The organism is Pseudomonas sp. KH_017 (genome assembly GCF_057840285.1).
Genome location: NZ_CM174509.1, coordinates 5,772,501 through 5,796,945 on the forward strand (window position 1 = coordinate 5,772,501; position 24,445 = coordinate 5,796,945).

General features: G+C 59.3%; 24 protein-coding genes. 10 read left to right on the forward strand and 14 right to left on the reverse strand.

Going from position 1 to position 24,445, the window contains the following annotated elements; translation table 11 throughout:
• The first annotated feature begins 71 nt into the window (after positions 1-71).
• Positions 72-1,508 (forward strand): peptidoglycan DD-metalloendopeptidase family protein, encoded by a 1,437-nt coding sequence (locus tag AC3IT6_RS26375; protein ID WP_150756620.1) that lies wholly within the window; start codon positions 72-74, stop codon positions 1,506-1,508.
• Positions 1,509-1,511: 3 nt separating this feature from the next.
• Positions 1,512-2,603: an anhydro-N-acetylmuramic acid kinase gene (locus AC3IT6_RS26380; protein WP_489353583.1), complete on the forward strand. Its 1,092-nt coding sequence runs from the start codon at positions 1,512-1,514 to the stop codon at positions 2,601-2,603.
• Between the two features lie 68 nt (positions 2,604-2,671).
• Here AC3IT6_RS26380 and erpA read toward each other — a convergent pair whose 3' ends face one another.
• From erpA to argC, 3 genes are all read right to left on the reverse strand, one after another.
• Entirely contained in the window at positions 2,672-3,022 is a 351-nt protein-coding gene (erpA, locus tag AC3IT6_RS26385; protein WP_007906865.1) for an iron-sulfur cluster insertion protein ErpA, read from the reverse strand.
• Between the two features lie 194 nt (positions 3,023-3,216).
• The gene (gene ltrA, locus AC3IT6_RS26390; RefSeq protein ID WP_489353584.1) at positions 3,217-4,632 is read right to left on the reverse strand and encodes a group II intron reverse transcriptase/maturase; all 1,416 of its coding nucleotides are present in this window, start codon (positions 4,630-4,632) and stop codon (positions 3,217-3,219) included.
• A 475-nt stretch (positions 4,633-5,107) separates the two neighbouring features.
• The gene (gene argC, locus AC3IT6_RS26395) at positions 5,108-6,142 is read right to left on the reverse strand and encodes an N-acetyl-gamma-glutamyl-phosphate reductase (RefSeq protein WP_007980174.1); all 1,035 of its coding nucleotides are present in this window, start codon (positions 6,140-6,142) and stop codon (positions 5,108-5,110) included.
• 135 nt (positions 6,143-6,277) lie between these two features.
• Here argC and hemJ point away from each other — a divergent pair, with 135 nt between their 5' ends.
• From hemJ to coq7, 6 genes are all read left to right on the forward strand, one after another.
• Positions 6,278-6,706, forward strand: coding sequence for a protoporphyrinogen oxidase HemJ (gene hemJ, locus AC3IT6_RS26400; RefSeq protein WP_489353585.1), 429 nt, complete (start codon positions 6,278-6,280; stop codon positions 6,704-6,706).
• Positions 6,707-6,739: 33 nt separating this feature from the next.
• Positions 6,740-7,708 (forward strand): NAD(P)H-dependent flavin oxidoreductase, encoded by a 969-nt coding sequence (locus AC3IT6_RS26405; protein ID WP_489353586.1) that lies wholly within the window; start codon positions 6,740-6,742, stop codon positions 7,706-7,708.
• Between the two features lie 93 nt (positions 7,709-7,801).
• Positions 7,802-8,767 carry a DUF805 domain-containing protein gene (locus tag AC3IT6_RS26410; protein ID WP_489353587.1) on the forward strand — a complete coding sequence of 322 codons (966 nt, stop codon included), beginning with the start codon at positions 7,802-7,804 and terminating at the stop codon, positions 8,765-8,767.
• 61 nt (positions 8,768-8,828) lie between these two features.
• Positions 8,829-9,617 (forward strand): SDR family NAD(P)-dependent oxidoreductase, encoded by a 789-nt coding sequence (locus tag AC3IT6_RS26415; protein ID WP_489353588.1) that lies wholly within the window; start codon positions 8,829-8,831, stop codon positions 9,615-9,617.
• A gap of 80 nt (positions 9,618-9,697) precedes the next feature.
• Complete coding sequence (locus AC3IT6_RS26420) at positions 9,698-10,036, forward strand: histidine triad nucleotide-binding protein (RefSeq protein WP_007986008.1); 339 nt, start codon at positions 9,698-9,700, stop codon at positions 10,034-10,036.
• 148 nt (positions 10,037-10,184) lie between these two features.
• Positions 10,185-10,832 (forward strand): 2-polyprenyl-3-methyl-6-methoxy-1,4-benzoquinone monooxygenase, encoded by a 648-nt coding sequence (gene coq7 / locus AC3IT6_RS26425; protein ID WP_489353589.1) that lies wholly within the window; start codon positions 10,185-10,187, stop codon positions 10,830-10,832.
• A gap of 105 nt (positions 10,833-10,937) precedes the next feature.
• On the opposite strand, the gene speD is transcribed toward coq7, so the two are convergent.
• On the reverse strand, positions 10,938-11,729 hold the full coding sequence (speD, locus tag AC3IT6_RS26430; protein WP_007986012.1) for an adenosylmethionine decarboxylase: 792 nt from the start codon (positions 11,727-11,729) through the stop codon (positions 10,938-10,940).
• Positions 11,730-11,968: 239 nt separating this feature from the next.
• Positions 11,969-12,391, reverse strand: a complete 423-nt coding sequence (locus tag AC3IT6_RS26435; RefSeq protein ID WP_007941657.1) for an OsmC family protein — start codon at positions 12,389-12,391, stop codon at positions 11,969-11,971.
• A gap of 229 nt (positions 12,392-12,620) precedes the next feature.
• Here AC3IT6_RS26435 and crp point away from each other — a divergent pair, with 229 nt between their 5' ends.
• Positions 12,621-13,265, forward strand: coding sequence for a cAMP-activated global transcriptional regulator CRP (gene crp / locus AC3IT6_RS26440; RefSeq protein ID WP_223445706.1), 645 nt, complete (start codon positions 12,621-12,623; stop codon positions 13,263-13,265).
• A 10-nt stretch (positions 13,266-13,275) separates the two neighbouring features.
• Here crp and AC3IT6_RS26445 read toward each other — a convergent pair whose 3' ends face one another.
• The 4 genes from AC3IT6_RS26445 to AC3IT6_RS26460 form a co-directional block, all read right to left on the reverse strand.
• On the reverse strand, positions 13,276-13,977 hold the full coding sequence (locus AC3IT6_RS26445; protein ID WP_489353590.1) for a lipoate--protein ligase family protein: 702 nt from the start codon (positions 13,975-13,977) through the stop codon (positions 13,276-13,278).
• Between the two features lie 133 nt (positions 13,978-14,110).
• Positions 14,111-14,947, reverse strand: a complete 837-nt coding sequence (gene trpC / locus AC3IT6_RS26450) for an indole-3-glycerol phosphate synthase TrpC (protein WP_489353591.1) — start codon at positions 14,945-14,947, stop codon at positions 14,111-14,113.
• Positions 14,944-15,993 carry an anthranilate phosphoribosyltransferase gene (gene trpD, locus AC3IT6_RS26455; protein ID WP_150725215.1) on the reverse strand — a complete coding sequence of 350 codons (1,050 nt, stop codon included), beginning with the start codon at positions 15,991-15,993 and terminating at the stop codon, positions 14,944-14,946. Before trpD ends, trpC begins: the two co-directional genes overlap by 4 nt.
• A gap of 9 nt (positions 15,994-16,002) precedes the next feature.
• Positions 16,003-16,596, reverse strand: coding sequence for an aminodeoxychorismate/anthranilate synthase component II (locus AC3IT6_RS26460; RefSeq protein ID WP_007906885.1), 594 nt, complete (start codon positions 16,594-16,596; stop codon positions 16,003-16,005).
• 408 nt (positions 16,597-17,004) lie between these two features.
• On the opposite strand from AC3IT6_RS26460, the gene estP reads away from it, so the two are divergent.
• Positions 17,005-18,915, forward strand: coding sequence for an esterase EstP (gene estP / locus AC3IT6_RS26465; RefSeq protein WP_489353592.1), 1,911 nt, complete (start codon positions 17,005-17,007; stop codon positions 18,913-18,915).
• A 167-nt stretch (positions 18,916-19,082) separates the two neighbouring features.
• On the opposite strand, the gene trpE is transcribed toward estP, so the two are convergent.
• From trpE to AC3IT6_RS26490, 5 genes are all read right to left on the reverse strand, one after another.
• Positions 19,083-20,564, reverse strand: coding sequence for an anthranilate synthase component I (gene trpE, locus AC3IT6_RS26470; RefSeq protein WP_489353593.1), 1,482 nt, complete (start codon positions 20,562-20,564; stop codon positions 19,083-19,085).
• A 70-nt stretch (positions 20,565-20,634) separates the two neighbouring features.
• Positions 20,635-21,453, reverse strand: a complete 819-nt coding sequence (locus AC3IT6_RS26475; RefSeq protein ID WP_489353594.1) for a phosphoglycolate phosphatase — start codon at positions 21,451-21,453, stop codon at positions 20,635-20,637.
• Positions 21,450-22,124, reverse strand: coding sequence for a ribulose-phosphate 3-epimerase (rpe, locus tag AC3IT6_RS26480; protein ID WP_150725211.1), 675 nt, complete (start codon positions 22,122-22,124; stop codon positions 21,450-21,452). Before rpe ends, AC3IT6_RS26475 begins: the two co-directional genes overlap by 4 nt.
• Before the next feature lie 115 nt (positions 22,125-22,239).
• Complete coding sequence (locus tag AC3IT6_RS26485) at positions 22,240-23,388, reverse strand: iron-containing alcohol dehydrogenase (protein ID WP_489353595.1); 1,149 nt, start codon at positions 23,386-23,388, stop codon at positions 22,240-22,242.
• A 220-nt stretch (positions 23,389-23,608) separates the two neighbouring features.
• Positions 23,609-24,433, reverse strand: a complete 825-nt coding sequence (locus AC3IT6_RS26490; protein ID WP_489353596.1) for an ABC transporter permease — start codon at positions 24,431-24,433, stop codon at positions 23,609-23,611.
• Between the last annotated feature and the right edge of the window lie 12 nt (positions 24,434-24,445).

The following is a 24,445-nucleotide window of genomic DNA, read 5'->3' on the forward strand; positions in this document are numbered from 1 at the left end:
TACAGTTATTTCATCTTCATCATGTCATTCATCTTTTCCAATTCATCTTTTTCAAAGTCAAAACACTACTTATGACCAAAGAATCGTCTAAAGCGCCTCCGCTTTACCCGAAGACCCACCTGCTCGCAGCGAGTGGCATCGCCGCCCTTCTGAGCCTGGCGCTTCTGGTATTCCCTTCCAGTGATGTTGAAGCCAAAAAGACGACCCTAAGTCTTGAACTGGAAAGCCCCGCTGAACAACTGACACAAGATCAAGACGCCGCCGAAGCCGTCGAAGCCACAAATGAGGCAGCACCTTCTCCCTTTGCGCAGATTGAAAACACCGCAGAAGAGCCACAGGAAACCGCTGAAGCCGCGCCTGCGCCCACCCCCGCAGTAGCAGTGGTCGCTGAAGAAAAGAAGCCGGATAGCCACAGGGAAGTGACCGTTGCCAAAGGCGACACGCTCTCTACGCTCTTCGAGAAAGTTGGTCTACCTGCCACTTCAGTGACTGACATTCTGGCCAGCGATAAACAAGCCAAACAGTTCACCCAGCTCAAGCGCGGGCAGAAACTTGAGTTCGAACTGGGTCCGGATGGCCAACTGACCAGCCTGCATAGCAAAGTCAGCGACTTGGAAACCATCACCCTGTCCAAGAACGACAAGGGTTACACATTCAACCGCATTACGGCTAAACCGACTGTGCGCTCAGCCTACGTGCATGGTGTGATCAACAGTTCGTTATCTCAGTCCGCCGCTCGCGCCGGCCTGTCCCACAGCCTGACCATGGACATGGCAAGCGTGTTTGGCTACGACGTCGATTTCGCCCAGGATATTCGCCAGGGTGACGAATTTGACGTGATCTACGAGCAGAAAGTGGTGAACGGCAAGGCTGTCGGCAATGGTCCGATCCTGTCCGCACGCTTCACCAACCGCGGCAAGACTTACACTGCCGTGCGTTACACCAACAAACAAGGCAACAGCAGCTACTACACCGCTGACGGCAACAGCATGCGCAAGGCGTTCATCCGCACACCGGTGGACTTCGCCCGCATCAGCTCGAAATTTTCCATGGGCCGCAAACACCCGATCCTGAACAAGATCCGCGCCCACAAAGGCGTCGACTACGCAGCACCGCGCGGCACGCCGATCAAGGCAGCCGGTGATGGCAAGGTCTTGCTGGCCGGCCGCCGTGGTGGCTACGGCAATACCGTGGTCCTCCAGCACGGCAATACCTACACCACGCTCTACGGCCACATGCAAGGCTTCGCCAAAGGCGTGAAGACTGGCGGCACGGTGAAACAGGGCCAGGTGATTGGCTATATCGGCACCACCGGTCTCTCCACCGGCCCGCACTTGCACTACGAATTCCAGGTCAATGGCGTGCACGTCGATCCGCTGGGCCAGAAAGTAGCGATGGCCGATCCGATCTCCAAAGGTGAACGCGCACGCTTCCTCGCGCAAAGCCAACCGCTGATGGCGCGCATGGATCAGGAAAAATCTACCCAGCTAGCTTCGGCCAAGCGCTAAGCCATGGCGCTCTATATAGGCGTGATGTCCGGGACCAGCCTTGATGGCCTGGATATCGCGCTGATCGAGCAAGCCCCGGCGATCAAGCTGATCGCCACCCATTACATCCCGATGCCCGATTCACTGCGCGCCGAGCTGCTTGGCTTGTGCGCCAGTGGGCCGGACGAGATTGCCCGCTCCGCCATCGCCCAGCAGAACTGGGTAAAACTGGCAGCGCAGGGCATTAATACCCTCCTGACCCAACAACAGCTCAAGCCTGAGAGCATTCGTGCGATTGGCAGTCATGGCCAGACCATCCGCCACGAACCGGCACGCGGTTTCACAGTGCAGATTGGCAACCCGGCCCTGCTGACGGAGCTGACCGGCATCACCGTGGTCAGCGATTTCCGCAGCCGCGATGTCGCTGCCGGCGGACAAGGCGCACCGCTGGTTCCCGCCTTTCACGAAGCCCTGTTTGAAGAGCGGGCTGGTAATCGCGCAGTGCTGAACGTTGGCGGCTTCAGCAACCTCAGCCTTATCGAGCCCGGCAAACCGGTCGCCGGTTTCGACTGTGGCCCGGGTAATGTGCTGCTGGACGCCTGGATTTACCAGCAACGCGGCGACCACTTTGACCGTGACGGCCAATGGGCTGCCAGCGGCAACGTAGAACCGGTGCTGTTGAATGCACTGCTCAGTGATCCGTTCTTTGTGACCAAAGGCCCGAAGAGTACCGGCCGGGAAGTGTTCAACCTGCCATGGCTGACACGGCATCTGGCACAACTGCCAGCCTTCGCCGCCGAAGATGTTCAGGCGACGCTGCTTGAACTGACCGCGCTGACCATCATCGAATCACTGCAAAGCGCCCAGGCAGACACGCAGGAGCTGCTGGTCTGCGGCGGCGGCGCCCACAACACTGCCTTGATGAATCGCCTGGCCAGCCTGCTGCCAAACGCCAGCGTCAGCAGCACCGCTACCTACGGTGTAGACCCCGACTGGGTCGAAGCCATGGCCTTCGCGTGGCTGGCTCATTGCTGCCTCGAAGGCATCGCAGCCAACCGTCCGAGCGTTACCGGTGCCCGTGGCTTGCGCGTACTGGGCGCCATCTACCCCGCATAAATCCTCCACACAGCAAAACGCCGCAAGGCCCTGAGGCATTGCGGCGTTCTGTGAAACCGGTGCGCTGATCAGATCGAGAACGAAGAACCGCAGCCACAAGTGGTGGTCGCATTCGGGTTCTTGATGACGAAACGCGAACCTTCCAGACCTTCCTGGTAGTCCACCTCGGCACCTGCCAGGTACTGGAAGCTCATCGGATCGACAACCAGACTCACACCTTCGCGCTCGACGATGGTGTCGTCATCGGCCACTTCCTCATCGAAGGTGAAGCCGTACTGAAAACCTGAACAACCGCCGCCCGTAACGAATACGCGCAGCTTCAAGCGATCATTCCCCTCTTCATCGACCAGGCTCTTCACCTTGTGCGCGGCACCGTGGGTGAATTGCAAAGCCGTGGGGGTGAAGGATTCGACGCTCATGCTGACTATCTCCCGGCGTTACGCCGTCATATTGCGTGATGACGCGCATTATCCGCTTCTCCTAGAAAAGCGGTCAACTATTGTTATGGTATATCAACCAATCCAGTCGCCGGCCCGGATCGAGTAGGAGGCGGCTTCACAGCCGCCGTCCTCTCACACCACCGTACGTACGGTTCCGTATACGGCGGTTCAAGTCATGCGACTAAGCCGTTTATCGTATCCAATATTGAGATCAGCCCAAGGCTGTCCCATAGCTTCTTCGGGAGTGCCTGATTCATATGTGATCCTCCAGAGTTCCACCATGGGCCCAGCCCTTTGGACGCTGACTTACAGGCGCGCGCCTCGCTCAGCCCCAGACGCATCAGATTGCGCGCCCTGGTAAAGGGCTGCTTCCATTGGCGCCAGATGGCACAGCGAAGTTTACGACGCACCCAACCATCCAGATCCTCAAGTGAACGCTTGCTCTGACTGAGCTTGAAGTAACCTGCCCAGCCACGCAGCACCGGGTTTATGCGTTCAATGACCGTTGCCATTTTGCAACTCCGTGCTCCGCGCAGCAGGTCTCTGAGACGGTCGCGCAAGCGACCCAGACTCATCGTCGCCACTTTCAACCTCGGCTGTCGATGCCAGCTCATCCCGTAACCTAGATAGTCGCAGGCCCAAGGCCGTGCCACTCGGCTCTTTTCCCGGTTCAGCGTCAGTTTCAGACGCTGATTCAAGAAGCGCTCAACATTAGCCATCACTCGCTCACCGGCACGACGACTACGCACATAGATGTTCGCATCGTCGGCATAGCGTACAAATCGATGGCCCCGCTGTTCCAACTCTCGGTCAAGTTCGTTGAGCAAGATATTCGACAGCAGCGGCGAAAGCGGGCCGCCTTGCGGCGTACCCTCCTGTCGTTGGCTGACGAGTCCGCCCGACATCGTTCCCGCTTCGAGGTAACGGCGGATCAGTGTGAGCACTCGCTTGTCTTCGATTTGACGCGCCATGTAAGCCATCAGCACGTCGTGGTTCACTCGATCGAAGAACTTCTCCAGATCAAGTTCCACGCACCAGCGATGTCCCGCTGTTACGTGGGCGCGGGCGGTTTCGATGGCTTGATGAGCGCTTCTGCCCGGACGAAAGCCGTAGCTGTAATCCGAGAACAAAGGATCGAAGATCAGCGTGAGCTGTTGCAGCAAAGCCTGTTGGATCAGGCGATCCACGACATTGGGAATACCCAGTTGCCGCGTTCCGCCTTTGAGTTTGGGGATTTCGACGGCGCGTACACCTTGCGGGTGGTACTCGCCGGCCAGCAACCGAGCCTTGAGGATCGGCCAATACTGCTTCACGTAGTCCGCCAACTGGTCGACCGTCATGCCATCGGCACCCTGTGCGCCCTTGTTGCTGACCACGCGTTGATACGCACGCTTGAGGTTGGCCGGTGCAAGCACCCGCGCCATCAGCGTGTCCGGCTCCGCGTTCGTCCACGTCACAGACGCCGTCGATGCTTGCGCCCTGTCAGCCGTCATCCTCGGATACCGTCCGGGACTCGGGGGAACAGTTTTCTCTTGGAGAACATTCTGCGTTTCAGCATTCAACGAGACTCTAACGCCTACTGGCGGCACAACCTGTTCAGCCCTTGGTGACGGGGTTATTCGCCACTTACTACGGCCTCGGCTGACTTCTGCACGCTCGTCCCGAAGCCTTACGACACTCGGTAGCACAGTGGCAAACGTGCAGATCTCCCAGGGTAATTCGCGCGACCTTCCTGCTTATGCCTGTCGGATCTACGTCACAGCGTTCCGTGCAAGTACTGGGCTTTGATGAGCATTGCCATCTCACCCCGCTGCGCCGCCTCTATCCGCTTCCTGTTCGTCAGGCCAGCATTTTGCCTCGGGCTTCCTTCAGATTCGCAGTCGCCCGCGACACCCTTGCCTCTGGCTAACACTTCCCCTTGCCGGGTATGTAGAGGACTTTCACCTCCAAGTCACCAGCGAGGCCACCACAGCCAAGCTGGTTGCGCTTGCGCGCAACGCGCCATGCCTGGCGCACAATGCAAAAAGGCCCGTCAGACGGGCCTTTTGCTGTACGTGATAAAGCTTACGGCAGCATGCCGGCGTGGGACAGGCCCAGACGCTCATCCAGCCCGAACAGAATGTTCATGTTCTGCACGGCCTGACCCGAAGCGCCTTTGACCAGGTTGTCGATCACCGACAGCACAACCACCAGATCGCCATCCTGAGGGCGATGCACAGCGATACGGCAGACGTTGGCACCCCGTACGCTACGAGTCTCCGGATGGCTGCCGGCCGGCATCACATCGACGAACGGTTCGTTGGCGTAACGCTTTTCAAACAATGCCTGCAGGTCCACCGAGCGATCAACAACGGTTGCGTAGAGCGTGGAGTGAATGCCACGAATCATCGGTGTCAGGTGCGGAACGAAGGTCAGGCCGACGTCCTTGCCTGCTGCGCGACGCAGCCCCTGGCGAATCTCCGGCAGGTGACGGTGACCTTTGACCGCATAAGCCTTCATGCTTTCCGACGTCTCGGAGTACAACGAGCCTACGGAAGCACCACGACCGGCACCGCTGACGCCGGACTTGCAGTCAGCAATCAGATGCGCGGCATCGGCCAGGCCGGCTTCGAGCAATGGCAGGAAGCCCAATTGCGTTGCAGTTGGGTAGCAGCCCGGCACGGCAATCAGACGTGCTTTCTTGATCTGTTCGCGATTGACTTCCGGCAAGCCATAGACCGCCTCGTCCAGCAACTCCGGTGCACCGTGCGGCTGGCCGTACCACTTGGCCCATTCATCCGCGTCTTGCAGACGGAAGTCGGCCGACAGGTCGATGACCTTGGTCCCGGCCGCCAGCAGTTCGCCCGCCAAGGCATGGGCAACACCGTGCGGCGTGGCGAAGAACACCACATCGCAGGCACCCAGGGTCTTGATGTCCGGAACGCTGAACGCCAGGCCGTCGTAATGGCCTCGCAGGTTCGGGTACATGTCGGCCACGGCCAGGCCAGCCTCGGATCGGGAAGTGATGACAACCACCTCAGCTTGCGGATGTTGCGCCAACAGACGCAGCAGTTCGACACCGGTGTAACCCGTGCCGCCGACGATACCGACCTTGACCATAAACCTGCCCTCAACGAACCCACTGGAAAGCCGTCGATAATAGGGGCCGCGCGCCCCTGCGACAACCGTCAAGGTGACGTGCGGACGCTCAAGCCTCTACTATTCCCAGTACCGTGAATTGGGGAATAACTAAAAATGCTCTATCTGTGGCTAAAAGCTTTTCACATCATCAGCGTCGTTTGCTGGTTTGCCGGCCTGTTCTACCTGCCACGACTGTTCGTTTATCACGCACAAAGTGAAGACACGATCAGCAAGGAACGCTTCAGCATCATGGAGCGCAAGCTGTACCGGGGCATCATGGGCCCGGCGATGATCGCCACGCTGATCTTCGGCGGCTGGCTCATCTACCTCAATCCAGGCATCTTCAACCAGGGTGGCTGGATACACGCCAAACTGACCCTGGTCGTGTTGCTGATCGGCTACCACCACATGTGCGGCGCCCAGGTAAAACGTTTTGCCCGTGGCGAGAACACCCGCAGCCATGTCTTTTATCGCTGGTTCAATGAAGTGCCGGTTCTGATATTGCTGGCTATCGTAATTCTGGTCGTCGTTCGGCCGTTCTAAATCCAAGAGACACAACTCACCGGGGTACTTCCAATGTCGCTGCCCGCTCTGCTCGAAGAACGTTTGCGTCTGCCCGTGGTGGCGGCGCCGATGTTCCTGATTTCCAATCCGCAATTGGTACTCGCCTGCTGTCGCCAGGGCGTGGTCGGCAGCTTCCCGGCGCTGAACCAGCGCGAAAGCAGCGGTTTCAAGGCCTGGCTGGAAGAAATCGAAGCCGGGCTGGCGACACTGGAAAACCCCGCGCCTTATGCCGTGAACCTGATCGTCCATAACAGCAATCCTCGTTTACAGGCGGATCTGCAGATCTGCGTCGAACACAAAGTGCCGATCGTGATCACCAGCCTCGGTGCCGTGAAAGAACTGGTCGACGCGGTGCACAGTTACGGCGGCCTGGTGTTCCATGATGTGACGACCCGTCGTCATGCCGAGAAAGCGGCCGAAGCCGGCGTGGATGGCTTGATCGCCGTGGCTGCCGGCGCCGGTGGACACGCCGGGACCTGGAGCCCGTTCTCGCTGATTGCCGAAATCCGCCAGTTCTTCGACAAGACCCTGTTGCTGGCCGGCTGCTTGAACCACGGCCATGAAATTCTTGCCGCTCAATTGCTCGGTGCGGACTTGGCCTACTTTGGTACACGATTTATCGGCACGACCGAAAGTCACGCGCCCGACGCCTACAAAGAAATGCTGCTGACATCCAAAGCGGCAGACATCATCCATACTCCAGCCGTGTCAGGTGTCCCCGCGAGCTTCATGCGTAAGAGCCTGGAGGCCGCCGGTTTCGACATGGCTGCCTTGCAAGGCAAGGGCGAGATCAACTTCGGTTCCAAGCTCAAACCCGTGAGCGATGAGGCCAAAGCCTGGAAAACCGTTTGGTCTGCCGGCCAGGGCGTGGGAGAAATCGAGGACTTGCCGAGTGTCGAGCAGTTGATTGCACGTCTCGACGCGGAGTACCGCAAGGCCCTGGAGCAGGCTGCCCAGTTGACCAAGCGCTGGCCGAGCTGACAGCAAACCTTGGCCAGTCTTGCTCGGCTGGCCTTACACTCGCTTGGGCACAACATTCTTCTTTCAACCTCTCGCGACAAGGATGCTTCGCACATGGGCGAAAATCATTTCAAAATCGTATTCGAGGGCGCCTTGCTGCCCGGTGTCGACATCACCACGGCAAAGCTCAATCTCGCCGATTTGTTCAAAAGCGATGTCACGGCCATTGAGCGCTTGTTCACCGGGCGTCCGGTAGCGCTCAAACGCAACCTGTCGCAAGTCGATGCCCAGACCTATCTCCAGGCGCTGAGCAAAACCGGTATCGACGCCCGCATCGAAGCCGAAACGTCGATCGAACTGAACCTCGCCGACGTTCATGACCATGCTCCGGCCAGCAGCCAGGCGTCTTTTACAGATCCGCAGTCCCCTTACGCGCCGCCTCGCGCGCCCGTCGGCGAAGCCGTGGCGGAATTCGCCACACTCAAGCCCTTCAGTTTCGATGGCCGTATCGGCCGCTTGCGTTACCTCGCCTGGACGCTGGTGCTGTCAATTGTGCTCCTGGCCGTTTGCGGGGTGTTTGCATTGGCCGCTCTGACCGTCATCGGCGCGAATTCGACCGGCGGCCTGATATTGGGCAGCTTGCTGGCCTTGATCCTGTTCGTCGGATTTGTCTTCGTCAGCATCCAGATCACTGTTCAACGCTTGCACGATGTCGGCTGGTCCGGCTGGCTGTGGCTGCTGAACCTGGTGCCGTTCGTTGGCAGTTTCTTTCCGTTCGTGATCATGGTCGTACCGGGCAACGACACCGCCAACCGCTACGGCCCGCCGCCTCCGCCGAACAGTACCGCAGTCAAGGTATTGTCTTCGCTGTGGCTGATCGTTATCGCGCTGGTTCTGTTCGGCTCGCTGGCCGGTGGTCTCACGGCGATACGGGAAGAATACAAAAGCGCCGCCCAGAGCAGCTACGAAAGCAGTTCGGTCACCACCGATGAAATCGACGTCGAGGTCGAACCGGTGCCAAATTCCACCGACGATGCAGCCGAAGAGGCCCAGCCCCCTGTAGACTCTGCGAAAAAATGAACAGCGCTCCTGGCCCGTGACACCTGCGTCGCGGCGCGGAGCTGTTGCGATGGAGAACTGCATGACCCGTTACGCTCTGATCACTGGCGCCTCCAGCGGCATCGGCCTGGCAATGGCCGAAGCGCTGGCCCGCCGCGGCCGCAGCCTGATTCTGGTGGCCCGACAACGTGATCAGCTGGAAAGTATTGCGATTGAACTGACCCAACGGTTCGGCGTGGAAGTGCTGTTCCGTGCCTGTGACCTGGGTGAACCGCTGCGCCTGTCCGGATTCCTGCTGGAGCTGGAAGAAGGCGACCGGCAGATCGATCTGCTGGTCAATTGCGCCGGTATCGGTACATGCGGCCCGTTTCTGGCCCAGGACTGGATGACCGAGCAAGACCTGATCGAAGTGAACATTCTCGCCCTCACCCGCCTGTGCCATGCCATCGGCAACAGCATGGCCCTGCAAGGCGGCGGGCAGATTCTGAATGTGGCCTCGGTGGCGGCGTTTCAACCCGGGCCGTGGATGAGCACCTATTACGCCAGCAAGGCGTATGTGCTGCACTTTTCCGAAGGATTGCGCGTTGAGCTGAAAAAGTGTGCGATCAAGGTTTCGGTGCTCTGCCCCGGGCCGACCCGCACGGCGTTTTTCCGTACCGCACAACTCGACAGCGACAAACTGGCCAACAGCAAACTGCTGATGAGCCCCGAGGAAGTGGCGCTCTACACCGTGCGCGCACTGGAAAAGAATAAAGCGATCATCATTCCCGGGCGGCGCAACCGCTGGTTCGCCTTCCTGCCGCGGCTCGGCTCGCGCTGGCTGACTCGCACAATCGCCGGCATGATCAACAAGGCTTACTGCCCGCGCTGATCCAATTCAAGGTAAAAAGCTGGGCGCTGGCATACGCCATGAGTACACTCAGGCCAGCCCAAATAACGGAGAAAACAGCTGTGGATACTCTGTTCACCAAGATCATCAACCGGGAAATCCCGGCGAAGATCATTTACGAGGACGACCAGGTACTGGCCTTCCACGACATTGCCCCACAGGCACCGGTACATTTCCTGGTGGTCCCGAAGAAACCGGTTCGCACCTTGAACGACCTGACCGAGGACGACAAGGCATTGGCCGGGCACATCCTGTTCACCGCCCAGCGCCTGGCACTGGAACTGGGCTGCGAAAAAGGTTTCCGCGTCGTCATGAACTGCAATGAAGAAGGCGGACAAACCGTCTACCACATTCATATGCACGTGCTGGGTCAGCGCCAGATGCACTGGCCACCGGGCTGATTGCGCTAAACCCTGTGGAAGCGGCGCACTGCCGCTTCCACAAAAAGCATCACAACACTGTCACAGCCTCTGCATCACAATGACCCAGCGCAAACCTTCCCCGGCCGTTTGGGTTAAACTGGCCGCCGAAATCCCCCCGGAGGTCAGCATGACTACCCAACGTCACTACTCGCCAATTGACCGCCTTCTGCTGCAAGCCGATGCCGCGATGCGCACCCTGCTGCCCTTCAGCGGCCAGCCGTACCGTCCGTCGCCAGCCATCGTGCAGCCGGATGCGAAAATGAGCGACGAAGACACACGCCACGTTGCCGGTCTGATGCGCATCAACCATACCGGCGAAGTCTGCGCCCAGGCGCTGTACCAGGGACAGGCGCTGACCGCCAAGCTGCCGCAAGTGCGCGCTGCGATGGAGCATGCCGCCGAAGAAGAAATCGATCACCTGGTCTGGTGCGAACAACGCATTCACCAACTGGGCAGCCACACCAGCATCCTCAATCCGCTGTTCTATGGCATGTCGTTCGGGATTGGCGCAGTGGCCGGCCTGATCAGCGACAAAGTCAGCCTGGGGTTCGTTGCGGCGACGGAAGACCAGGTGTGCAAGCACCTGAACGAACATCTGGAGCAATTGCCGGCCGAGGATGAAAAGTCCCGGGCGATTCTTGAGCATATGCGCATCGATGAAGAACAGCATGCCGAAAGTGCGCTGGATGCTGGCGGGTTCCGCTTTCCGGCACCGGTGAAGTTCGGGATGAGTCTGATGGCCAAGGTGATGACCAAGAGTACTTATCGGATCTGATAGCTCTGTTGCCTGATAGGGCAAGCACGCTCCTACATGGGTTCGGTGATAACAATAAAAAAGGCGACTTCCGTGAGGGAGTCGCCTTTTTTGTGTTCGAGAATCTTACGCCATATTGCGCGCGTAGAAGATTTCGAGCATTTCGTGTTTCACCCGCTCGGTCACCTGGGCACGTTGCTCAGAGGACAGGTTGCTGGTGGCGTCGCCGAACAGGTAGTTATCCAGTTCGAAGTTCTTCAGCAGCATCTTGGTGTGGAACAGGTTTTCCTGGTACACGTTCACGTCGGTCATCTGGTACGCGTCGTAAGTGTCGTCGGAGAGGTAGTTCTGGATCGAATTGATCTCGTGGTCGATGAAGTGCTTTTTGCCTTCAACGTCACGGGTGAAGCCGCGCACACGGTAATCCACGGTCACGATGTCCGAATCGAACTGGTGAATCAGGAAGTTGAGCGCTTTAAGCGGTGAAATGACCCCGCAAGTCGACACGTCGATGTCCACACGGAAGGTTGCAATACCACTGACCGGATGGATTTCCGGATAGGTGTGCACCGTGATGTGGCTCTTGTCGAGGTGGGCCAGAATGATTTCGGGCAGCGGGCCCGGGGACTCTTCGATCTGACTGTCGGTCGGGGTTACCGGCTCTTCCGAGATCAGTATCGTGACGCTGGCGCCCTGCGGCTCATAGTCCTGACTGGCAATGTTCAGGATGTTGGCACCAATGATATCGACAACTTCCGTGAGGATCTGCGTCAGGCGTTTCGCGTTGTACTCTTTATTGATGTACTCGACGTAAGCCTGCTGGTCTTGCGGGGTTTCCGCGTAGCAGATGTCATAGATGTTGAAGCTCAAGGTCTTTGTCAGGTTATTGAACCCGTGGAGCTTGAGTTTGCTTTTCACCGTTAAAAACTCTCTATGTGTTTGCGGCCCGGCCGCGTGATCAAGCATGCCCGTCAAATGCGAACAACGCACCTGCGTAGGACGGTTAACACCTCTTCGCGATGGCGATTTTGGTTGTCTGTTCGGGTGCGAGGCCTGTCGGCTGACGGGCCACTACCCTGAAAAAAGTGGCGCATTATGCAGACGTCAGCTTGTGTTCGCCAGAGTCTGCACAGACTTTATGATAGTTGAATGTCGATTCAACCGAGCTCGATGATTTCGTAGTCGTGGGTGATTGCCACGCCGGCCGCACCGAGCATGATCGAAGCCGAGCAATATTTCTCGGCAGACAGCTCGATGGCGCGTTTGACCTGGGCTTCTTTCAGCCCGCGGCCCTTGACCACGAAGTGCATGTGGATCTTGGTGAACACCTTTGGATCTTCGGTCGCACGCTCGGCTTCGAGGAAGGCTTCACAGCTTTCCACTGCCTGGCGGGACTTCTTGAGGATGCTGACCACATCGAAATTGCTGCAACCGCCGACACCCAGCAACAGCATTTCCATCGGCCGGACACCCAGGTTACGTCCGCCGGCATCGGGCGGACCGTCCATGACCACGACATGACCACTACCGGATTCGCCGAGGAACATGGCTTCGCCAGCCCATTGGATGCGTGCCTTCATCGCCAAGACTCCACTGTATAAAAAAGGGTCGCCAGCTTAGCACAGGCCCCGTGATTGACGGCGCCCGGCGTCCTGGGACATATCCCACCGCCTTGTAGGTAAATGCTCGAATATTTCAGGAAGTGTCTGTTAAGCTGACGCCAAATCAATGGCGCATGGCCAGCTTTTCCCCAGCGTTCGCTATTCATAAAAAACCAAACACACCGTGCAGTCTTTTCGGGATACAACCATGGTTGCGATTGCCCCCAACCCCAAGATCAAGAACCTCGACAAGCTGTTGATGCATTGCCAGCGCCGCCGTTATCAGGCCAAGAGCAACATCATTTGTGCCGGCGACCGCTCGGAAACGCTGTTCTTCATCATCAAAGGCTCAGTCACCATCCTGATCGAAGATGACGACGGCCGGGAAATGATCATTTCCTACCTGAACACCGGGGACTTTTTCGGCGAGTTGGGCCTGTTTGAGCAAGCTGGCCTGGAGCAGGAGCGCAGCGCCTGGGTGCGGGCCAAGGTTGAATGCGAAGTCGCGGAAATCAGCTACGCGAAATTCCGCGAATTGTCCCAGCAGGACCCGGACATTCTTTACGTGCTCAGCGGACAAATCGCACAGCGCCTGCGCAACACCACGCGCAAGGTCGGTGACCTGGCGTTTTTTGACGTGACCGGCCGAGTTGCCCGCTGCCTGCTGGAACTGTGTAAACAGCCAGACGCCATGACTCACCCCGATGGCATGCAAATCAAGGTGACCCGTCAGGAAATCGGGCGGATTGTCGGTTGTTCCCGGGAGATGGTCGGTCGCGTGCTCAAGGATCTGGAAGAACGCAACCTGGTGGGCGTCAAAGGCAAGACCATGGTGGTCTTCGGTACGCGATAAGCTCGAAGACCTAGCCGCTGTACATCTGCGCCAGCATCAATCGGTAGAGTTCGTCGAGGCGCGCCAGGGCATGGGGTGCCGTGAACTTCTCATGCAGCGCGATGTGGCTTTCGGCACGTACTCGATGTTCCAGACCGCAGGCCTCGTTGAAACGATTGACTGCAGCGACCATTGACTCTCGGTCGTTGTCCATCAGCATCGCACCGTGCACCAATCCCACTGGTCGCTGACCACCCTGGCTCTGGCGCCACCGTTGCGCGGTGCCGACCATTTTGCGTCCGTCCAGGTTGACGTTGAAGCGGCCATCGCAGAACGCGCCGTCGATTTCGCCAAGGGACGAGGAACCACCCAATTCATCCAGCAACTGGCAGATGGGATCACACAGGCGCCGGTAACCGGTTTCGATGCGGTTCAAATCACCTTCGTTGCGTGGTGGTGCGTAAACCAGGGCGATGTTGATCGTTGTGGCCGATTGTGGAACCGGTTCGCCGCCGGTATCACGCAGCAGTACTGGCCAACCTGCCGCCGCCGACACTTCGCAGGCAGCTTCGAAACCCGGCAAGCGGTTCAAACGGCGCGGCATGACCAGCGCCCGGTCGCTCGGCTGCCAGTACAACAGGCCGAACTCCGCGTCGCCGGCGCAGACCGATGCCAGCAAGTCCTGTTCGGCTTGCAGGCCGGCTTCGATGGTCAGATGGGTCGGCTGGGTCATAAGCTGCTCCGCAACTCTGAAATCTTCAGGGAATTTGAATGCCCCTTCGCGAGCAAGCCCGCTCCCACATTCGACCGCGATCAAATGTGGGAGCGGGCTTGCTCGCGAAGGGGTCGACTCGGTCTGTGAGTAATCAGTCGAGGGTCGAGCCGCTGACAGGCACACCGCGCTCTGGGAAGAACAGACGCTGCAACTCGGTACCCGGGCTTTCGGCGCGCATGAACGCCTCGCCGACCAGGAATGCGTAGACGTCGTTGATTTCCATCAGTTCGACATCGGCGCGGTTGAGAATGCCGCTCTCGGTGATGACCAGACGATCGCGCGGAATACGCGGCAACAGGTCGAGGGTGGTTTCCAGGCTGACATCGAAGGTGTGCAGATTGCGGTTGTTCACGCCAACCAGCGGAGTGTCGAGGGTTTTCAAGGCCCGCTCCAGCTCGTCGCCATCGTGGACTTCCACCAGCACATCGAGGTTGACGCTTTTGGCCACGGCTGCCAGTTCGGCCATTTTCACGTCATCCAGCGCGGAAACGATCAACAGCACGCAGTCGGCACCCAAGGCACGGGCTTCGACGATCTGGTACGGATCGATCATGAAGTCCTTGCGGATCACCGGCAGCTGGCACGCCGCGCGAGCCTGCTGCAGGTACGCATCCGCGCCCTGGAAGTAGTCGATGTCGGTGAGTACCGACAGGCAGGTCGCGCCGCCCTTCTCGTAGCTTCTGGCGATGTCGGCGGGAACGAAGTTCTCGCGGATCACGCCTTTGCTCGGCGAGGCTTTCTTGATTTCGGCAATGACTGCCGGCTGCTTCAGCTTGGCCTGAGCCAGCAAGGCCTTGGCAAAACCACGGGGTGCATCGGCCACCTTGGCCAGGCTTTCCAGCTCGGCGAGGCTGACGCGAGCGCTGCGCTCGGCCACTTCCTCGACTTTGCGCGCCAGAATCTTTTCCAGAACCGTCGGTACACTCATCCCTCATTCTCCACTCTGAATACCGCGGTAAACGCACCCAGTTCCTCGAGCTTTTCCCGAGCGAGGCCGGTGTGCAGCGCATCGTGCGCAAGTGCAACTCCCTCTTTCAAACTGCTGGCATGATCGGCGGCGTACAGCGCGGCACCGGCATTGAGCATGATCATCTCGGCCGCTTTCTGACCGTTTTCGGTCTTGCGCTTGCCCAGGGCATCGCGAATCAGTTCAAGAGAAGCCGCCGGGCTTTCCACCGCCAGGCCATGCAGACTCTGGCTCTTCATGCCCAGGTCTTCCGGCTCGACCCAATACTCGGTGATCTGGTCGTTTTTCAGCTCTGCCACGAAGGTCGGTGCAGCCAGGCTGAACTCATCCAGGCCATCCTTCGAATGCACCACCAGCACATGCTTGCTGCCCAGACGCTGCAACACTTCCGCCAGCGGCCGGCACAAGGCCTGGGTGAATACACCTACCACCTGATGCTTCACACCGGCCGGATTCGTAAGCGGGCCTAGCATGTTGAACAATGTCCGCAGACCCAGTTCGCGGCGCGGGCTTGCAGCGTATTTCATCGCAGAGTGGTGAGTCTGGGCAAACATGAAACCAATACCAACGTTGTCAATGCAGCGCGCCACTTGCACCGGCGTCAGGTTCAGGTAGATACCGGCCGCCTCCAGCAGATCGGCACTGCCGCTCTTGCCCGAGACTGCACGGTTGCCGTGCTTGGCCACGGTGCAGCCCGCAGCGGCAACCACGAACGAAGCAGCGGTCGACACGTTAAAGATATTGGCGCCGTCACCGCCGGTGCCCACCACATCGACCACACCGTCGAGAGTCTTGAGCTCGACCTTGTCCGCCAGTTCGCGCATCACCGACACGGCACCGACGATTTCGTCGATGCTTTCGCTCTTCATGCGCATGGCCATCATGAACGCGCCAATCTGCGCATCCGAGCATTGCCCGGTCATGATCTCGCGCATGACATCGCGCATTTCATCGGTGCTGAGGTCGAGGTGATCGACGATACGGCTCAGGGCTGTCTTGATGTTCATGAAAAGTCCTTAGCGCGTGCCGCCGGTTTGTTTGAGGAAGTTGGCGAACAGTTCGTGGCCCTGTTCGGTGAGGATCGACTCAGGGTGGAACTGCACGCCTTCGATGTTAAGAGTCTTGTGACGCAGGCCCATGATCTCGTCGACCGAGCCGTCTTCGAGCTGGGTCCAGGCCGTCAGCTCCAGACAATCGGGCAGGGTTTCGCGCTTGACGATCAATGAATGATAGCGGGTCACCGTCAGCGGACGATTCAGGCCTTCGAATACACCCTTGTCCTCGTGAAATACCGGGCTAGTCTTACCGTGCATCACTTGACGGGCGCGCACCACATCACCGCCAAAGGCCTGTCCGATGGACTGGTGGCCGAGGCAGACGCCGAGAATCGGCAGTTTGCCGGCGAAATGCTTGATCGCTTCAATCGAGATGCCGGCTTCGGTCGGCGTGCAAGGACCGGGGGACACAACGATGCGCTCAGGGTTGAGGGCTTCGATTTCAGCGATGGTCAGTTCGTCGTTGCGCACGACCTTGACCTGGGAGCCGAGCTCGCCCAGGTACTGCACAACGTTGTAGGTAAAGGAGTCGTAGTTATCGATCATCAGCAACATGGCGTTTAGAACCTCTTGAATTCACTGACTTTGAAGATGGCCTTCGAATGATTGACCCGCAGAGCGCTGCGCTTTGTCAGATGCTGGAGCAGCGCCAGCAAAGCGGCATTTCAAACAGGTAAAGAAGGCGAAGCGATACAGGTCCGGCGAGGCCGGCAAAAGAATTCAGGCGCGCCAACGCCAGCGGGCGTGTGCCTTGATGACTTGATCCAGGAGTTTACTGATGATCAACACGGGGAAGGTCTCGTTCGTACGTCCCGGCACAGTAACTTAGCTGGCCAGAGCGCGCAATATCGCCGGGGGCACTGCCTGCGAAACTATCAAAGGCTTCGCGACAGATGGCAAAAGGCCGGAAGTTTTTGGTACTGTCGTTTCGTTCACTAAAACAATAAATAAACGGACTTGCTCATGATCAAACAGTCGTTGTTTGTACCGCTCGCAGGATGCTTGCTCGCGATCGCATGCGCCCAGGCGAACGCCGCACCCAATCCTTATACAAATTTCGTTGTCTTCGGCGACAGCCTCAACGATGCAGGGACCTTTGCCGACACGGGCGGGCCTGCCGGGGCGACACAGCGCTTCACCAACCGGACGGGGCCGGTGTACCTGGATGGCAGCGGCGAAGTCCGCTCGCTCAACTCCACACAGATTCTGGGTGGGAAACTGGGGTTTTCAGCGGATCAGACGGCATCCTCTGCTTCAGCAGTTCGTGCCAACGAAGGCCTGCCTGATGGTAACAACTGGGCTGTAGGCGGCTACCGTACCGACCAGATTCTTGATTCGATTACCAGCATCTCCGCCACCGGCGAACGCACCCGGGCCGGCTATCTTCCATCCAATAACTTCCGTGCCGACCCGAACGCGCTGTATTACCTGTCCGGTGGCGGTAACGACTTCCTGCAAGGACGCGTCACCAGCCTGCCCCAGGCCAGTGCCGCCGCCGACCGCCTGGCCGACAGCGTGCAGACGCTGCAAACCGCTGGCGCCAAATACGTCATGGTCTGGTTGCTGCCCGATATCGGCTTTACCCCGGCGTTCAACGGCACCCCGCTGCAAGCGTTCACGTCCCAACTCAGCGCCCAGTTCAACACTGAACTGGTAAGCCGACTGCAAAACATCAATGCCGAAGTCATCCCGCTGAACATTCCGGTACTGCTCAAAGAGACGTTCGCCAATCCGGCACAGTTTGGCCTGGCCACCGACCAGAACCTCATCGCCACCTGCTTCAGCGGCAGCGGCTGCACCGAGAACGCCCGCTACGGCATCAACAGCGCCACGCCGGACCCGACCAAGCTGATCTACAACGACTCAGTGCACCCCACCGAAGCTGGGCAGCGCCTGATTGCCGATTACGCGTATTCCCTGCTGGCGGCGCCGTGGGAGCTGACCCTGTTGCCGGAAATGGCCCAGGGCACCGTGCGTGCGCATCAGGATGAGTTGCGCAACCAGTGGCTGGCCGATTGGGAAAACTGGCAAAGCATCGGCCAATGGCGAGCCATTGTTTCCGGCGGCGGACAGCATCAGGACTTTGACGGTCAGGACAGCGTGGCAAGCGCCGACGGCAACGGAGCCAACCTGAACATCGGTGGCAGCTACCGTCTCGATGACGCCTGGCGTGTTGGTCTGGTGGCCGGTTTCTATAACCAGAAACTCGAAGCCGGCAACAACGACTCCGACTACAAGCTCAACACTTACCTGGGCACGGCATTCGCCCAGTACCAGCAAAACCGTGTATGGGCTGACGCGGCGTTGACGGCCGGGCATCTGGATTACGACAGCCTCAAGCGCAAATTCCAGCTGGGCGTCAACGAACGCGGCGAAAAAGGCGATACCAGCGGCTACGTCGAAGCCTTCAGCGCACGCGTGGGTTACGACATTGCGCAACAAGCCAGCAGCCCCTGGCACCTGTCGCCGTTTGTCAGCGCCGACTTCTCCAAGGTACAAGTCGATGGTTACTCGGAGGACGGCAACAATTCCACGGCGCTGACCTTCGCCGATCAGGAGCGTATTTCCCGACGTCTGGGCGCTGGCCTGCAGGGCAAATACCAGATCACCCCGCAAACTCAGGTTTTCGGCGAAGCGGCAATCGAGCGCGAGTACAACGACGATACCCAGGACGTGGACATCAACCTCAATACCCTGCCAAACAATCAGTTCACGCTGGAAGGCTACACCCCACAAAGTCACTTGCAACGTGTGAACCTGGGCGTGAGCCACAACCTCACCCGGGACCTGGCACTGCGCGCCAGCTACAACATCCGCAAGGACGACGACTTCACCCAACAGGGCATCAACGTAGGTGTTGCGCTGGACTTCTGATGTGCAGCCAATAAAAAACGCGGCGCCCTCACAGGCGCCGCGTTTTTTTGGCGATGAGATCATTGTGGGAGCGAGCTTGCTCGCGATAGCGGTGGGTCAGACAACATCAATGTGGCAGTGATGGCCCCATCGCGAGCGAGCTCGCTCCCACAGAATTTTTCGCAAACTCAGGCGTTCGGGGTTTGTTCAGCCAGGGCAACGGCGCGGAACATCGCGCGGCGCTTGTTCAGGGTTTCTTCCCATTCCAGCGCCGGCACCGAGTCGGCGACGATGCCGCCACCGGCCTGCACATGCAGCTCGCCGTTCTTGATCACCGCCGTGCGGATCGCAATGGCAGTGTCCATGTTGCCGTTCCAGGCGAAGTAACCGACCGCACCGCCGTAGACGCCACGCTTGACCGGTTCCAGTTCGTCGATGATTTCCATCGCGCGAATCTTCGGTGCACCGGACAAGGTGCCCGCTGGCAGGATCGCCCGCAGTGCGTCCATGGCCGTCAACCCGGCTTTCAGTTGCCCGGTGACGTTGGACACGATGTGCATCACGTTGGAGTAACGCTCGATGACCATCTTCTCGGTGAGCTTCACCGAGCCGATTTCCGATACGCGACCGGTGTCGTTGCGGCCGAGGTCGATCAGCATCAAGTGTTCGGCGATTTCCTTGTCGTCCGACAGCAGGTCTTTTTCCAGCGCCAGGTCAGCCTCTTCGTTGGCGCCCCGCGGACGGGTGCCGGCAATCGGGCGCACGGTGATCAGGTTGTCTTCGACCCGCACTAGCACTTCCGGCGAACTGCCGACGACGTGGAAGTCGCCGAAGTTGAAGAAGTACATGTAAGGCGTCGGGTTGAAGCAGCGCAGCGCGCGATACAGATCGATCGGCGCTGCCTTGAAGTCGATCGACATGCGCTGGGACGGCACGACCTGCATGCAGTCACCGGCCAGGATATATTCCTTGATGGTGTCGACAGCTTTTTCGTAATCGTCCTGGGTAAAGCTGGAGCGGAACACCGGGTCAGCCGATTGTTGCTTGCTGAAGTCCAGGCCTCGGCGTGGGGTGATCGGCTGACGGAGTTTTTCCAGCAGCTCTTCCAAGCGCGCGCGACCTTGTTCGAAGGCGTCTTCCTGCGCCGGGTCGGCCAGGACGATGGCGTGCATCTTGCCAGCCAGGTTGTCGAACACCACCACGGCGTCGGACACCATCAGCAGAATGTCCGGTACGCCCAGCGGGTCCGGGTTCGGGCATTTGCCCAGGCGCTTCTCGACATAACGCACGCAGTCATAACCGAAGTAACCCACCAGGCCGCCGTTGAAACGCGGCAGGCCAGCAATGGTCGGCACGTTGTAGCGAGCCTTGAAGGCTTCGACGAAGGCCAGCGGGTCTTCCACGTCGTGGTTTTCGGTCTCGACGCCATCGACGGTCACGCTGACGTGATGATCGTGAACCCGCATCACGGTGCGGCACGGCAGGCCGATGATCGAGTAACGGCCCCATTTCTCGCCGCCCTGTACGGACTCCAGCAAGTAGGAATTGGGCTCGTCGGCCAGCTTCAGGTAGATCGACAGCGGCGTGTCGAAGTCGGCCAGGGTTTCGCAGGCAAGCGGGATGCGGTTGTAGCCGGCAGCGGCCAAACGCAGGAATTCTTCGCGGATCATGAGGTGCCTCGTGGCTTGAGGGTCGAACAGTCAGGTATGCAAACGCGCCGGATAACCGGCCGGGATCAAGTCAGGCGCGCCAACGCCAGCGGGCCAGGGCCTTGATGACTTTCATCCAGAGTTTGCGAGTGACCACCACGATGGCGTTTCCAGAAGGGGGTTTGACAGCGTCGGCCAACGTTATCTCAGCGGCCGGATCCAGGCAACCGGGAATTAGTTTGCGCAGGTCGTCGATCACCATTGCCGGTGATTCTTCCGCGATCGGCCGACCGTGGTTATAGCCATAGCTCAGGGCCACGCACTTGACCCCCGCCGCTTTCGCCGCCAACACATCGCTGCGTGAATCGCCGACGAACAACGACTGCGAAGCCGGAATGTTGGCCATTTTCATCACGAAAAACAGCGCGGCCGGATCGGGTTTTTTCTGTGGCAGGGTATCGCCGCCGATGATCCAGCGGAAATAACGGCCGATTTTCATCTGATCCAGCAGCGGCGCGACGAAACGCTCCGGCTTGTTGGTGATCAGCGCCATCTCGACGCCCTGCTTTTGCAGCCATTTGAGGAAGTCGCGCACACCGGGATACACCACCGTCAACTCATGGCTTTCGCCATAAGCCTGCATGAAATGCTCCAGCGCCCGTTCGGCCTCGTGGTCATCGACCGCCGAATGATCGATAGCGCCAGCCAGCGCACGACGCACCAGCACCGGCGCGCCGTTGCCGACCCATTTGCGTACCGCTTCCAGACCGGCGGGCTTGCGACCGAGTTTGAGCAGCATCTTGTCCACAGCCACTGCCAGGTCCGGGACCGAATCGATCAAGGTACCGTCCAGATCGAACATCACCAGCCGCGGCAGTTGCCCCGGGAACAACTGCTCAAAACCACTCATGGGCGAGCCAGCGCCAGTTCGGAACGCATCTTGTCGATGACTTCCTGATAGTTCGGCGCATTGAAGATGGCCGAGCCGGCGACGAAGGTGTCAGCGCCTGCCGCTGCGATTTCGCGAATGTTGTTCACGTTCACGCCACCGTCGATTTCCAGGCGAATGTCACGGCCCGAAGCATCGATCAGCGCCCGCACTTCACGCAGCTTGTCGAGGGTGCCGGGGATGAACTTCTGCCCGCCGAAGCCCGGGTTGACGCTCATCAACAGGATCATGTCGACCTTGTCCATGACGTGCTTGAGCACATCCAGCGGGGTCGCCGGGTTGAACACCAGGCCCGACTTGCAGCCGCCTTCGCGGATCAATTGCAGGGAGCGGTCGATGTGCTGCGTGGCTTCCGGGTGGAAGGTGATGTAGGTAGCGCCGGCTTCGATGAAGTCGCCGACGATGCGGTCCACCGGGCTGACCATCAGGTGCGCGTCGATCGGCGCAGTCACGCCGTACTTGCGCAGCGCCGCGCAGACCATCGGGCCGATGGTCAGGTTGGGCACGTAGTGATTGTCCATGACATCGAAGTGCACGAAGTCGGCGCCGGCGGCCAGGACGTTGTCCACTTCTTCACCCAGGCGGGCGAAGTCGGCGGAGAGAATCGACGGAGCAATTACGAAGGGCTGCATGACGCACCTTTTCTGAGCAGAATCACGATGGCGCGCATTGTATACCTCATGCTTTGACGCGCGCACCGTGAGCGCGATGATTGGACCTTGCCATCATCCCTGATCAGAGAAGGCCCTAGTACGCCGCGCGATAGATCTTTTCGATATCGACGGCACTCAACTTACGCGGATTGTTGCGCATCAAGCGCTCGATCCCCGCCGCTTCCACGGCCATGGAAGGGATGGCGTCCTCGGGCACACCGAAACTGCGCAGGCCCTGGGGAATGTCCACGGCGGCACACAGTTCGGACATGGCTTGCACGGCTTTGTCGGCCGCTTCGTTGATGCTCAAATGAGCGGTCTTCACACCCATGGCCTCGGCGATATCCTGCATGCGTTCGATGCAGGCCATCTTGTTCCAGGTCATGACATGGGGCAGTAGCAAGGCATTACTGACGCCATGGGCAATGTTGAAACGCCCGCCCAGCGGATACGCCAGCGCATGCACCGCGCCAACCCCGGCATTGCCGAACGCCATGCCGGCCATCAGGCTGGCAGTGGCCATGTCTTCCCGGGCTTGCAAGTTCGACGGGTTGGCGTAGGCCTTGGGCAAAGCCTTGGCGATCAACTTGATGGCGCCGATGGCCAGGGCATCGGTAATCGGCGAGGCATTGACCGACAGATAGGACTCGATAGCGTGCACCAGCGCATCGACGCCGCTGGCCGCCGTAACGCTGCGCGGACAGGTCAGGGTCATTTGCGGGCTGACCAGCGCCACATCCGGCAACAGGTAGTCGCTGACAATGCCCTTCTTCAGTTGCGCGAGCTTGTCGGAAAGGATGGCGACGTTGGTCACTTCCGAGCCGGTGCCGGCGGTGGTCGGAATGGCGATCAGCGGCGGGCCTTTGCGCGGGACCTGATCGATACCGAACAAATCCTCCAGCGCACCGTGGTACCCGGCGTAGGCCGCCACGCTCTTGGCAATGTCGATGGCACTGCCGCCGCCGAGGCCAATCAAGCCGTCATGCCCACCGTCGCGATAGACCTGCATGCAATCTTCGACGATGGCGATTTCCGGGTCCGGCAGTACCCGGTCGAAAATCTCGTAACTGCGTTCGCCCAGCTGCGCCAGTGCCAGTTCTACCGTGCCGGACTTGACCAGGGCGGCGTCGGTGACGATCAGCGGGTTGTCGATGTCCAGACGCGTAAGCTCGGCAGACAGCTGCTCGATGGCACCTGCGCCGGTGATCAGTTTGTGAGCGATTTTGAAAGAGGAAAGACTCATGTGCGCAGCCTCTTATAGGTAGGGGAGCTGGGCACAATAGTAGCTGGGGATTGGGGTTTGTCTGCCATTCAGGCGCTGAATGACCAAGGTTTCCGGGAACACTAAAAACCATTGTGGGAGCGGGCTTGCTCGCGAAGGCGGTGTGTCATTCAACTAATACATCAGCTGACACTCCGCTTTCGCGAGCAAGCCCGCTCCCACATTTTTACCGAGTTCGGCTTCAGACCTGCGCAGTACGCAGTTTCTCGCTACGCCCACGCAGCCATTCCAGGGTCAGCAACAGGATCACCGAGAAGGCAATCAGCAGTGTCGCGGCGGCGGCGATGGTCGGGCTGAGGTTTTCGCGGATGCCGCTGAACATCTGCCGTGGCAACGTCGCTTGTTCAGGGCCGGCGAGGAACAACGTCACCACCACCTCATCGAACGAAGTCGCAAAGGCAAACAGCGCCCCGGAGATCACGCCCGGCGCAATCAGTGGCAAGGTCACCCGGCGGAACGTAGTCAGCGGCGAAGCGCCCAGGCTCGCAGCGGCCCGCACCAGGTTGTGATTGAACCCCTGCAAGGTCGCCGACACGGTAATGATCACGAACGGCACACCCAATACCGCATGCACCACGATCAGCGAGAAAAAGCTGTTACCCAATCCCAGCGGAGCAAAGAACAGATAACTGGCCACACCGATGATCACCACCGGCACCACCATCGGTGAAATCACCAGCGCCATCACCAGCGCCTTGCCGGGGAAGTCGCCCCGGGTCAGGCCGATGGCCGCCAGCGTACCGAAGATCATTGCCAGCACTGTAGCCGCCGGAGCGACGATGATGCTGTTCTTCAGGGCGCGCATCCATTCCGCCGAAGCGAAGAAATCGTGATACCACTGCAGCGAGAAGCCCTGCAGCGGGTACACCAGGAAGCTGCCGGAGTTGAACGACAGTGGAATGATCACCAGCACCGGCAGGATCAGGAACAACAGAATCAAGCCGCAGAGAATCCGCAAGCTGTAGAACCACCCCCGTTCGATGGGCGACATATAAGGACTCAGCATTTCGTTCTCCCC